Source organism: Ruegeria sp. AF7, assembly GCF_056541885.1.
Map to the genome: position 1 here is coordinate 157325 of NZ_JBQFYX010000002.1, position 11970 is coordinate 169294.

Genomic DNA, 11970 nt, shown 5'->3' on the forward strand with positions numbered 1-11970 from the left:
CCGCGCCCCGCAGCCAAACCTGGCCCCGGTCATGCGTAGCTGACCGCTATCTCAGGTCTGAAGGGACGCTGCGATGGCTTCTAACCGGCCGCGTAACCAGCGGTGAGCGGGGTCATTGGCCGATCTTTGATGCCAGACCATGTAGATGGACACAGGGGGACAGGCGAAGGGTAAAGGTGCGCAATCAAGCACGGCCAACGGCCCCTGTTTCATCAGCGCCGTATCTGTCGAGATCAGGTCGCTGCCCTGCACAAAGGCCGGGATCGCGTTGAAATGCGGCAGGGTCACCACCGCTGGCCTGATCTGGCTTTGATCGACGCCACGCAAGACGGCGCGAGCGTTTCGGCCATCGGCAAATCGCACCTCGACATGGTCGGTGTGGCAATAGTCTTCCCAACTGTCCGGGGGCGTGCGTTGCGTGGCGTCGTAGAACACCATCAGCGGGCTTTCGATCAGTCTTTTCTGGAAAATATCCGGTCCGTCGGGCGGCAGCGGGGTCAGCATCAACTGGCACCGGTCGCTGCGCAACAATTCGGGGTCGGGCACACCCGATGGGATGAATTCCAACCGCAGGCGCACGCCTTCGGCGCGGGTGTCACGCAGCAGCTGTGGAAAGATCAGTTCTCGTGGCATGTCATTGGTGGCGATGCGGATGTAGATCTGTTCCGACAACGGGTCGAACGGTCGGCCGTCGGTCAGCGCCCGCATTCCGTCCAGCACCTTTTGCGCGGGCTCCTTCAGGGACAAGGCGCGCTCGGTCGGGGTCAGGCCCTGACCGGACCGGACAAACAACGGATCGCCCAGCACCAGCCGCAGTTTAGCCAGTGTATGGCTGATCGCAGATTGCGTAACCCCCAGCCGATCTGCGGCTTTCGAGACCGAGCTTTCCTCGAGTATCGTCAAAAAAGTGCGTAGAACCTTGCCGTCGAGGTCAATGAAATCGAATTTGCTCATGCTATTTATGACTAGTCATGAATGGATTTGCTGTCCATGGCGGGGTACGGGACGGACATCAACAGGAGATATGCGATGGGGATCCGCTTTTTCTCGGACAGAAACCGGCCCGTTCATATGGGCGGCTACCCGCTGGAGCGTTTGGCCCGGCAAGATGACATGCCGGACCTGTCGCTTGTGCCCCCTATGGCCGAGCTGAGTTTCCACCGACCGGAACACCCTGACAGCATCGTCAATGCGATGCGTGAGTTTCAGGCGATGATGGACGCCATCCGTGACGGAATGGTGAACCCGGTTGCATCCGAGGTTCCATCGAATCCGCAGGACCGGGCCAACCACATTAAAGCGTTCGGCTATTTCAACGATGCGTCGATGCTGGGGTGCGGACCGCTGCCATCTGACGCCCTGTTGCCCGAGGCCCGCCGCAATCCCGATATCGACCGGCTTGCCCACGCGTTGCGCACACGTCAGACCAAAACGCTGGCATCCGGGATCGACGTCATCATGGCTGATCTGAAAGACAGTATGGAGGCCGCGCCCAAGCCGATCGACAGCCATCGGCACAGCATCGTCTTTCTTTACGAACACAACCGCAATCCCGACCCGTCCGAACCCGGCGCTGATTGGATTGTCGGCGCGCAGGATCATCGTGCCTGTCTGCTGGCGACCGAGAACGCGGTGGTCATTGCCAATTACATCCGCCTTTTGGGCTTTGACGCGCGGGCGCACAGCCTGATGTCGACCGACGTGGATTTGGGTAAGCTGGCGGTGGCCGCCGGGTTGGCTTCGGTCGAAGATGGAGCGGTCGTCGTGCCCTGGCTGGGCAAGCGCTTTGGTTTGGCCGCTGTGACGACTGACATGCCGATCGCCCATGAAAAACCGCTGAAGCCTATGGCCGATCAGCCTTGGTTTCAGACGCAGGGGCCAGCATGGTGGTTGGGAACGGGGTTTGCCAAGAACGCCCTCAACCGTGATACATACGCCAAACGACGCTATGTGGACGGGGCCCATCCCTTCGAAAAGCTCAAACGGGTCGAGGCCCCGACAACCTATATCGACGAAGAGAACGTTGCCCGCGTTCCCAAGCGCGCCGACATGTTCGCCCGCGCCCAGTTCGGCGACATGGGGAAGCCATTGCAGGACGCCGCGAAAGGCGGGTACTACGTGCGCAAGGCCGCGCCCAGCTTTGCCCAACGCCGTGCTTTGGGTGCGTTTGTACTGTTGCAGGACGGTGAAAGTGCTGACGCGACCAAGCCATCTGACGCGCAACGCAACGCAGCAAACATCAAGGCTGCGACCTATTTTCTTGGGGTCGATGCGGTGGGTCTCAGCCGGTGCCCAGAATGGGCCTGGTATTCCCATGACGCGACAGGCGAAGAAATCGTGCCGCCCCATGATCAGGCCGTCAGCATGATCATCGATCAGGGATATGAGACGATGGAGGGTGCCAGCGGTGATGACTGGATCAGCGTCGCCCAATCGATGCGTGCCTATCTAAGGTTTTCTTTGCTGGGTGGCGTGATTGCACAGCAGATCCGCAATCTGGGCTACAAGGCCAAGGCGCACACGGTGATGGATGGCGAGGTTCTGCAACCTCCGCTTTTGTTGCTGTCCGGTCTGGGCGAGGTCAGCCGGATCGGCGAAGTGATCCTGAACCCTTATCTGGGACCGCGCCTGAAATCAGGCGTGGTGACCACGGACATGCCGATCACGCATGACAGGCCCATTGATTTCGGTCTGCAAAGCTTTTGCGAATCTTGCAACAAATGCGCGCGCGAATGCCCATCGGGCGCGATCACGGCTGGGCCAAAGCTGATGTTCAACGGCTATGAAATCTGGAAATCCGACAGCCAGAAATGCGCGACCTATCGCGTGACCACTCCGGGCGGCGCGATGTGCGGGCGGTGCATGAAGACCTGCCCCTGGAACCTAGAGGGTATCTTCAAGGAGCGCCCATTTCGCTGGGCTGCGATGAACATCCCCTCGGCGGCACCGGTATTGGCCAAGCTGGATGATGCGGTTGGCAATGGTGGTTTGAACGACACCAAGAAATGGTGGTGGGATATCGAGTTGCAGCCCGACGGGGCGTATCGGCCAACTACACACCCATTGAACCGGCGCGATCTGCAAAAGGAACTGGACCTTAGATACGAGGATCAGACATTGGCGGTCTACCCCGCCTATCTGGCCCCGCACCCCTGGCCCTATCCGTTTGCAATGGATCGCGAGGCAGGAATTGCCGCCTATGAGGCTTTGGTGACAGCCGAAGAGTACAAGGCGCGTAAAGCTGCGGGGGATATGTCGATCATTCATCGCTATCAGGTCGCAGGTGACGCGCCGGTGATGCGGGTCGCTGTGACCAAGGTCGACAAGATGACCTCGGATGTCACCAAGTATGAGTTTTCCTCCCTTGACGGTGCGCCGCTTCCTGAATGGTCCGCAGGTGCGCATCTGGATGTGCTTGTCGCGCCAGAGTTCCTGCGCCAATACTCCATGTCTGGCGACCCGTCGGAACGGGGGTCTTATCAGATCGGTGTTCTGCGCGAGGATGAAGGGCGGGGTGGCTCGGCTTTGCTGCACCGAATTTTCAACGAAGGGCGCAAAGTTTTCATCTCGAAACCCATCAACCATTTCGAACTGAACGAAAAGGCGTCCAAAACCTTTTTGATGGGGGGAGGTATCGGAATCACTCCGATGATCGCATTTGCTCATCGCCTGCATTCATTGGGCATGGATTTCGAGTTGCACTACTCGGCCAGCACGCGGGGTGGGGCGGGGTATCTGGATGATCTGGCGGGGATGCCCTGGGCGAACCGCGTCCACTACCATTTCTCGGATGAAGGCACGCGTGCTGATCTGGATGCAATCCTGTCGGGGTATCAGCAGGGATGGCACGTCTATACGTGCGGGCCTGATCGGTACATGGATGGGGTCATGCAGGCCGCAGAACATCAGGGTTTCCCCGAAGAGGCGCGACATCTTGAATATTTCTCGGTCCCGGAAACCCCGGAATACGAAAATCATCCATTTACCCTGAAACTCGCGCATTCAGGGAAGACGCTGCCGGTTCCCGCAGACAAGGATGCCGCGCAGGTTCTGAACGAAGCGGGTTTTCACGTGGATGTGAAATGCGCCGATGGTATCTGTGGTGTGTGCAAATGTGGCGTCCTTTCGGGCGAGGTCGAGCATCGGGATTTCGTGCTGTCCAAAAAGCAGCGCCAAGGGGCCATGATTCTGTGCCAAAGCCGCGCTGCGGAGCCGGATGGTGTGATCGAGCTCGATCTGTAAGCATGGTCAGAAAGCGACCTTTGGACGGTGAAATTTGGTCGCTCGGCCCATGGACGTCAGGTGGGTGGTGAATTAACGTCGCCCCGAACCCAGATATCCCTGACCAACAGGTGCGAGGTAGCATTATGGATTATCACAGCCCCGCCAGCTTTGCCGAGGCTTCGGCTCTGGCCGCAAATGCGACGGGCATCACGCGCTTTCTGGCGGGCGGCACCGACGTATTGGTGCAGCTGCGCTCGGAGTTGGTGACGCCTGATACGCTGATCGACATCAAGAAAATCAACGGTGTACACGACATCACCCGCAATGCGGATCGCAGCTGGACGTTGGGAATTGCCGCAACCGGTGCCGAAATGAGCGAGCATCCCGAGTTGGGTCGTGACTGGCCCGGTGTGGTCGAGGCGATGGACCTGATCGGATCAACCCAGGTGCAGGGGCGCGCAACACCGACCGGTAACCTGTGTAACGGCTCACCTGCGGCTGATTCCGTGCCCGCCATGGTCGCAGCTGGTGTGACTGTTACCGTGACCGGCCCGGACGGCACTCGCGAAGTCGCGGTCGAGGATATTCCGACCGGCCCCGGCAAAACCTCGCTGGCCAAAGGTGAGCTGATCTCGGCGGTCAATATCCCTGCACGTGGCGAAAACGGCGGCGATGCCTATCTGCGGTTCATCCCCCGCACCGAAATGGACATCGCTGTGGTTGGCGTTGGTGTGAACCTGCGTCTTGACGGCGACACCATCACCGAGGCCCGCGTATCACTGGGCGCCGTGGCCCCGACCGTTCTGCTGGTCGAAGACTGTGCCAAGGCCATTATCGGCAGCGCGCTGGATGATGCGGCCCTGGATGCGCTGGCCGCCGCCGCCTCTGCCGCCTGTAACCCGATTGACGACAAGCGCGGCACGATCGCGTTCCGTACCGAGGTCGCAGGCGTTCTGGCAAAGCGCGCCGCGAAAATTGCCTATGCCCGCGCGAAGGGAGAAAACGCATGAAAAAGCTCCACGTAACCACCACCGTGAATGGCGATGCGGTCGAATACCTGTGTGATCCGCGTGAAACCCTGCTGGATTGTCTGCGCGACAAGCTGAACCTGACAGGCGCGAAAGAGGGCTGTGGCACCGGCGATTGCGGCGCGTGCTCGGTCACCGTTGATGGCCGTCTGGTCTGTTCATGTCTGATGCTGGGTGTCGAGGCCGAAGGTAAGCAGATCGAAACGGTCGAAGGCATTGCCGACGGTGATATTCTGCATCCGCTGCAAAAGAAGATGATCGAATACGCTGCCCTGCAATGCGGCATCTGCACGCCGGGCATTCTGGTGGCGGCCAAGTCTTTGCTGGAGAAAAACCCGAACCCGACCGAGGAAGAGACGCGGTATTGGCTGGCAGGCAACCTCTGCCGCTGTACTGGGTATGACAAGATCATTCGCGCCGTGATGGATACGGCGGCTGAGATGCGGGAGGCGTCGTAATGGCTCTAGACGATCGTAAATCAGACTTCACTTTTGTCGGCACCCGCCCCAACCGTCCCGACGGTCTGGACAAGGTGACCGGCCGCGCCAAATTCGGAGCGGATGCCTACGCCCCGGGAATGTTGCATGGCGCGATCCTGCGCTCACCTCATGCTCATGCGCGGATCGTGAAAATCGACACGTCGAAAGCCGAGGCGCACAAGGATGTCAAAGCTGTTGTGACGCGTGCCGACTTTGCTGAAGTGCCGTTCAAGCCCGGTCTGGAAGGTGAATTCTACAACGTTCTGGAAAACGTTATGGCCGGTGAGAAAGCGCTATATGACGGGCACGCGGTTGCAGCGGTCGCTGCGACTTCGGCATTGGCGGCGCGTGACGCGCTCAAGCTGATCGAGGTCGAATACGAAGTTCTGCCCCACGTCACCGATGTGGATAAGGCGATGGCACCGGATGCGCCTGTGATCCGCGAAGGGGCAGCGGATTATTCCGTGCCGGAAGGAATGCACCCGAACGTTGTCCGCTATCATGAAAGTGGTCACGGCGATGTCGAGGCCGGATTTGCCGAAGCGGATCTGGTCATTGAAGACAGTTTCGTCACCGAAGCGACGCATCAGGGTTATATCGAACCGCACGCCTGTCTGGCCATATTGGGTAATGACGGCAAAGGTGAGTTGTGGTGCACGACACAAGGGCATTGGATTGCGCAGAAAACCTGTGCCGCGCTTCTGGGAATTGAAACTTCGCAGTTGCGCGTCACTGCGTCCGAGATTGGCGGAGGGTTTGGCGGTAAGACAACCGTTTTCATCGAACCCGTCGCACTAGCGCTCAGCCGTAAGGCCAATCGCCCGGTCAAGCTTGTGATGACCCGGTCCGAAGTGTTCCGGGCCACTGGTCCGACTTCGTCTGCCTCGATGGACGTCAAGATCGGCATGAAGAAAGACGGCACGATCTCGGCGGCTCAGGGTGTTTTCCGCTTGCAGGGCGGGGCCTTTCCCGGCGCGCCGGGCGACATGACAGCCATGTGTGCCTTCGCACCCTACAACCTGACCAACGTCAAGCAGATCGGCTATGACGTGATGGCCAACCGCCCAAAGCAGGCAGCGTACCGCGCGCCGGGTGCACCAATGGGCGCCTTTGCAGTCGAGTCCGTGATTGACGAGTTGTGCAACAAGCTGGGTCTCGACCCTGTTGAGGTGCGCCTGAAGAACGCCGCGCATGAGGGCACGAAAGCCAGCTATGGACCGACCTACGAGCGCATCGGTCTTGTCGAAACGCTGGAAGCAGCCAAGGCACATCCTCATTATTCGGCTCCGCTGAAGCCGGGGCAGGGGCGCGGTATTTCCTGTGGCTTCTGGTTTAACCATGGTGGCGAGACCAGCGTTTCGCTTGCCTTATCCGAGGATGGCTCGGCTCAGGTGATGGTCGGAACGCCTGATATCGGTGGCTCGCGCGCGTCGATGGCCCTGATGGCGGCCGAGGTTCTGGGCATCCCGTATGAAAACATCCGGGTGACCATCGCCGATACGGCTACACTGGGCTACAATGATGTAAGCCATGGCTCTCGCGTGACCTACGCGTCAGGGCTGGCGACAATCAAGGCTGCGAGACACGCGGTCGAGAAACTGTGCGAACGGGCCGCGGCCAAATGGGGCATCCCGGTTGATGCGGTGAAATGGGAAAACGGCTGTGCGGTGCCCTCAGGCCCGAATGCAGGCGATTTCGATCCGATGCCGCTGGCCGATATCACCGCCGATATGGGCCGCACCGGTGGTCCGATCTCGGGTCATTTCGAGGCAACCCCCGAAGGTGCTGGCGTGTCCTTTGGCACCCACATCGTGGATGCCGAGGTTGACCCGGAAACCGGTAAGACCAGTGTGACCCGCTACACGGTCATTCAGGACGCGGGCAAGGCGATCCATCCGACCTATGTCGAAGGCCAGTATCAGGGCGGTGCCGCGCAGGGTATCGGCTGGGCCCTGAACGAGGAATATATCTACGGTGAAGACGGTCGCTTGCAGAACTCGATCTTTCTCGACTACCGCATCCCGGTGGCCAGCGACTTGCCGATGATCGACACCGTGATCGTCGAGGTTCCGAATCCGGGCCACCCGTTTGGCGTCCGCGGTGTGGGTGAGACGGGTATCGTGCCGCCACTGGCCGCCATTGCCAACGCTGTGTCCAACGCGGCTGGAGTGCGGATGAAGCGGTTGCCGATGTCGCCGCCACGTATTCTGGCCGCTCTCAAGGACAATGGTTGAGGTTCACCTCTGGTCCGGCCTCCGGTCACTGACCGGGGGCCAACAGGTGGTTGAGGTCGAGGCCAAAACCACCGGAGAGTTGCTGCGTGCGCTCGTGCGTGCGCATCCGCAGCTTCAAGCACCCATCGACGCTGGCGTATCTATCGCTGTCGACGGGCGCGTGATCGCGACCGGGCTGACCGAACCGATTCCCGAAGGCAGTGAAGTCTATTTGATGCAAAGGCTGAGGGGCGGTTAAGCGTCAGGCGACCAAGGCTCGCGCCCGACCATTCGGTCTGCCTCGGCCGTGATATCGTTCATGTGTTGTTCGAGACTCAAACGCAGCGTTTCTATTTCGTCTTCGCTGGCTTTCCGAGGAACTGTTTCTGTCCATTCCCGGCACAGAAATACCCCCTCGTTACCCCATGGCCGGGGCATCAAAAGATGATCCCATGTTCCTGCTTCGCGCCCATGTTTCGCCGAAAAGGTAATACCAAAAACACGTTTACCCGATGTTCGCGCCCAAACCAGAGGAACCGTCGACAAAACCCGCTCTGGCCCACGGGGGCCGTCCGCCGCTATGCCAATGGATATCCCCTGTTTCATTTTGCCTAATACCTGTCGCGACAGGGCGACATGGCGTGCCTTGCTGGCCATGGCAATGGTGTCCATTCCAAACAACTTTTGCACGCGACCCACCATGCTGCCAGCCCGCGCAGAAGATGTAATCGAACAGATGCGCCCCTTGTCCAGCGGGAAAAAATAAGGCGACTGCACCAGCCGTTGATGCCAGAGAACAACGATGACCGGCTCACCCTGTTCGGCCAACTGGTCCAGTTCTTCATAGCCGATGCGCTGCCAACGTGTGTTGCGGTGTACCAGCCGAATATAATTTGCAATCCGACGCGCCACCCAGTTTAGCACAGCTTCGCTGTCTGCAATCTTCTTACGGAGGTTCACGCCGGGTTCCTTCTGCTAACCGGTCCTTGTCTTAGCGCACCACGCATTTTGCGCAACTTGTTTGTCCGGACATTTCGTGGATCGGAATCTGAAAAAGCCTCTTGAGTCCGCCGCGCGGCTGGCATATCTGGGGCTCACTACAGGGGTATAGCTCAGTTGGTAGAGCGACGGTCTCCAAAACCGTAGGTCGCGGGTTCGAACCCTGCTGCCCCTGCCATTGAAATTGTCCGAATACTAAGTTGTGATTTCCAAGGATGAACGGGTTTCAGCCTTTGAGTTCGCTATACCTGTCTTCAGCTATTTCGCGCTTGGATCAATACTAGTCGCAGCATTGGCTTCGACAACACTGCTACAATGACGCGAGGCCATCGTGACCTGTTGTTATCTTTTGTTGGCACCTGTTTTTTCGTGCGGGCGTACCGCATCCAGTTTTTCAGCCCACATATTCTGATATTCTTGAAACACCGCTGGTTTGTCTGAGTGGAGCGCCATCAATGCACACGCGGCCCACATAGCGACATCGTAATCCGAGTCGGTCTTTTTCAGTAATTGCGCATTCAGTGCAGCGGCTTCTGATGTCGAAGGTTTATGCATTGCCATCGGACCCCTTGTGCCAACTGATACTGTTATTTGCAATCGTCCTGTCACGGACATTCCCAAAACCGACAGGTATCACTATGTGGGTAGTACAGTGAATGGGCTGGAAACAAGGCGTTAACGTGTCGTTAACTTTTTGCTGGGGTTCTTGTCCATAAGAGTGTTCATGTGACCGGTTCAAAGGTGAACTAAATCACAGACCAATCACTAGAATCCCGCTTTACTTACAACTGTTACGAGTTGGCGCTCACGTTCGGTACATGACGCTGTTTTGTTTTTCCCTCCTGTGGCCGGGGCGCGCTTGTGGTTGAGCGCGCCCTTCCTATGTCCGAATAACTAGGTTGCCGTCGATGCCGGTTCTGAGGCGGTAATCGAGGTTTCCTTGGGTGGGCGATTGACTTATTGTCCGGCCACGACGCAATCAGCCGGATGAGGATATATGTCGCGTTTTGATGGATATTTTCTGCGGCAATTGCTGGTTTTATTCGGCTTCTTCACCCTCGTCCTGGTGGGTGTCTTCTGGATCACCCGTTCTGTCAGCCTGTTTGACAAAGTCATCAGCGGTGGCCAGTCCGCTATGGTGTTTCTTGAATTCACCGCGCTTACCCTGCCAACGCTTGTTCGTACGGTTATGCCGATGGCGGTATTTGCGGCTGCCGTCTATGCGACCAACAGATTGAGTCGCGAAAGCGAGATGACAGTGATGCTGGCAACCGGGTCAAGCCCGTGGCGACTAGCGCGGGCCGTTGTTTTGTTCGGTGTGATCACTGGTCTGATGATGGCTGCCATCAGTGTGTTCCTGCGCCCTGCATCGGTCCAACAATTGGAATACCGGCAAGCCGAAGTAGCAGGAGATGTGACAGCGCAGTTGTTGAATGAAGGCGAATTTCTGCACCCCGCCGAAGATGTTACGGTTTACATCGGTGGCATCGATTTGGACGGTACGTTGCACGAGGTGTTCGTATCCGATCGGCGCGACCCGGAAAACGCAGTCAGCTATTCCAGTGTGACGGCCTATCTGGTCAATAACGACGCGGGAATTCATCTGGTGATGGTCGACGGGGTGGCGCTGCGCCTGAACAAGGCGGGCAGGGTTCTCTCCTCGACCCTGTTTCAGGACGCATCATACGACATTTCGCAACTGACGAACGCAAGCCCGTTGACGAACCGCAGCCTCGAAGCCATTCCGACCTCTGATCTGATCCTCTACCGGGATACGATTTCAGAAACCGAGGGGTTCAGCCAGGGTAAATTGATCGAAGAACTGCATCAGCGATTTTCCTGGATAGCCATTTGCATCGCCGTGTCGCTGGCGGGGTATTCGACCCTGATGCTGGGCAGCTTTTCACGGTTTGGATTGTGGCCTCAGATTTTGGGTGCATTTACCATACTTGTACTGCTTGAAGGCGTTCGCGGGTTTGTGTCCCCGGTTGTGATTGATGACCCGAGGCTTTGGGCGCTGCTTTACCTTCCCGCCATAATGGGTGTGCTGATTTCGTGCTGTTTTCTGCTTGTCGCAGGTCGTCCGCTTTTGCGGAAACGTGCGCGCGGGTCCGAGGTCATCCCAACACCCGCTTGATTTCAGGTTCGAAGTTCTTCCAGACAACAACGAATGTCGTCGAATTCTTCGCGATCACCACGGGCGACCAGATACATTGGCAGCCGCAGGCTCACACTGTCCTCGACCGGTTCGAGTGCACCCGAAGCCAGATGTTGCGAAGTAACGTAATCGGGGAAGTAGCCGCATCCGCCTCTTTGCAGGACATAACGTAGTGCCATCATGCAATTACCCAGAAACAAGGTCTGCCCCGAGGCGCGTCGCACAGCCGATCTGATGTGATCTTGGTAAATCTCTCCAAGTTCAAGGTTGACGAAGACCAAATCGTTTTCTGCTGTTGCTGCTTGCGGGGTTCTGACCAGGGTTAGAAGCTCCGGTTCCAGCTCGTGATAGGTGACGCGTCGGTCTGATGGCGTTTCATGCGTGATCGCCACGTCCAGCACATGGGTCGCAACAGCTTCAACCATGTTCAGATCGTGGTCGTAATTCAGTGTCAGCAGCAGTTTGTCAAAGCGCTGTTCAAACCGAACAGCCAGATCCACAAGCAAAGGGTCCCAGATGCTAAGCTGACTACCCAACCGAAGCGCTGGACGGTTCTGTGTCTGCAACGGTAAATCCCGCGACGCGAAGGCCCAAAGGGATAGTATTTGTTCTGCATACGGTTTGAATTGTTGGCCAAACTCGGTCAGCGAAGTGCCACCGGCTCCGCGGGTGAATAGTGGTCTGCCGGTTTCTTCTTCGATCAGATGAATGCGCGCGCTGACGGCCGTTTGAGTTACATTCAGCTTACGGGCAGCGGCATGAAAACCACCTGTCTCCGCCACACATAGAAAGGTTTCCAAAGCTTTGGTTCGCATACCGAGAGTATTTTTTGATCGTTGTGATAAAATCAATTCATTTTTTTGAAGTTG

Annotated in this window: 10 protein-coding genes and 1 tRNA gene; 7 read left to right on the plus strand and 4 right to left on the minus strand. The window is 57.8% G+C overall.

The genetic code is table 11. The annotated features are described in order from the left end of the window. Positions 1-51: 51 nt before the first annotated feature. Positions 52-954: a LysR family transcriptional regulator gene (locus tag ACR0AP_RS06270; protein WP_480506010.1), complete on the minus strand. Its 903-nt coding sequence runs from the start codon at positions 952-954 to the stop codon at positions 52-54. Between the two features lie 75 nt (positions 955-1029). On the opposite strand from ACR0AP_RS06270, the gene ACR0AP_RS06275 reads away from it, so the two are divergent. The 5 genes from ACR0AP_RS06275 to ACR0AP_RS06295 all read left to right on the plus strand — a co-directional run bounded on the left by ACR0AP_RS06275 (position 1030) and on the right by ACR0AP_RS06295 (position 8203). Beyond that, entirely contained in the window at positions 1030-4242 is a 3213-nt protein-coding gene (locus tag ACR0AP_RS06275; RefSeq protein ID WP_480506013.1) for a 2Fe-2S iron-sulfur cluster-binding protein, read from the plus strand. 125 nt (positions 4243-4367) lie between these two features. Then, positions 4368-5234 carry an FAD binding domain-containing protein gene (locus ACR0AP_RS06280; RefSeq protein ID WP_480506015.1) on the plus strand — a complete coding sequence of 289 codons (867 nt, stop codon included), beginning with the start codon at positions 4368-4370 and terminating at the stop codon, positions 5232-5234. Continuing rightward, the gene (locus ACR0AP_RS06285; protein ID WP_209597982.1) at positions 5231-5710 is read left to right on the plus strand and encodes a (2Fe-2S)-binding protein; all 480 of its coding nucleotides are present in this window, start codon (positions 5231-5233) and stop codon (positions 5708-5710) included. Before ACR0AP_RS06280 ends, ACR0AP_RS06285 begins: the two co-directional genes overlap by 4 nt. Next, on the plus strand, positions 5710-7965 hold the full coding sequence (locus ACR0AP_RS06290; protein WP_267364884.1) for a xanthine dehydrogenase family protein molybdopterin-binding subunit: 2256 nt from the start codon (positions 5710-5712) through the stop codon (positions 7963-7965). The genes ACR0AP_RS06285 and ACR0AP_RS06290 overlap by 1 nt, the downstream gene beginning before the upstream one ends. Then, positions 7958-8203 carry a MoaD/ThiS family protein gene (locus ACR0AP_RS06295; protein WP_170346142.1) on the plus strand — a complete coding sequence of 82 codons (246 nt, stop codon included), beginning with the start codon at positions 7958-7960 and terminating at the stop codon, positions 8201-8203. Before ACR0AP_RS06290 ends, ACR0AP_RS06295 begins: the two co-directional genes overlap by 8 nt. Here ACR0AP_RS06295 and ACR0AP_RS06300 read toward each other — a convergent pair. Next, complete coding sequence (locus ACR0AP_RS06300; protein WP_480506017.1) at positions 8200-8904, minus strand: lysophospholipid acyltransferase family protein; 705 nt, start codon at positions 8902-8904, stop codon at positions 8200-8202. The genes ACR0AP_RS06295 and ACR0AP_RS06300 overlap by 4 nt on opposite strands. A 141-nt stretch (positions 8905-9045) precedes the next feature. On the opposite strand from ACR0AP_RS06300, the gene ACR0AP_RS06305 reads away from it, so the two are divergent. Further along, a tRNA-Trp gene (locus ACR0AP_RS06305) sits at positions 9046-9121 on the plus strand. Positions 9122-9285: 164 nt separating this feature from the next. Here ACR0AP_RS06305 and ACR0AP_RS06310 read toward each other — a convergent pair. Next, the gene (locus ACR0AP_RS06310; protein ID WP_480493678.1) at positions 9286-9498 is read right to left on the minus strand and encodes a hypothetical protein; all 213 of its coding nucleotides are present in this window, start codon (positions 9496-9498) and stop codon (positions 9286-9288) included. A gap of 442 nt (positions 9499-9940) precedes the next feature. On the opposite strand from ACR0AP_RS06310, the gene lptF reads away from it, so the two are divergent. Then, on the plus strand, positions 9941-11080 hold the full coding sequence (gene lptF, locus ACR0AP_RS06315) for an LPS export ABC transporter permease LptF (RefSeq protein ID WP_480506019.1): 1140 nt from the start codon (positions 9941-9943) through the stop codon (positions 11078-11080). Between the two features lie 2 nt (positions 11081-11082). Here lptF and ACR0AP_RS06320 read toward each other — a convergent pair whose 3' ends face one another. Then, complete coding sequence (locus tag ACR0AP_RS06320; RefSeq protein WP_480482118.1) at positions 11083-11916, minus strand: LysR family transcriptional regulator; 834 nt, start codon at positions 11914-11916, stop codon at positions 11083-11085. Between the last annotated feature and the right edge of the window lie 54 nt (positions 11917-11970).